The organism is Microvirga pakistanensis (genome assembly GCF_004458765.1).
Classification (GTDB): Bacteria; Pseudomonadota; Alphaproteobacteria; order Rhizobiales; family Beijerinckiaceae; genus Microvirga; species Microvirga pakistanensis.
Map to the genome: position 1 here is coordinate 1 of NZ_SPJX01000537.1, position 223 is coordinate 223.

Genomic DNA, 223 nt, shown 5'->3' on the forward strand with positions numbered 1-223 from the left:
CGCTTGTGTGTCGGCTCTGACCTCCCGCCCCAACCATCCTGGAATCACAGAGGCGATCGAGGCGGTGCGCCGCGCAGCGACGGCTCCCGCTGGCGAGGCGTTGGCCGAGGACCGATCGACGTTCCAGCGGCTCCGCCAGACACGCGAGGCGGCAGCGCTGCGCCATCTCTTCTTCGCCGAACGGCAGGCGGGTCGGCTCGAAGGAGAGCGGACCGAGCCGCTA

The 223-nt window shown here is 70.4% G+C and carries 1 protein-coding gene; it reads left to right on the plus strand.

Annotated elements, in window-relative coordinates:
* Nucleotides 1-223: hypothetical protein (locus E4K09_RS29880; RefSeq protein ID WP_204985781.1), on the plus strand; the 223-nt coding region annotated here is incomplete at both ends.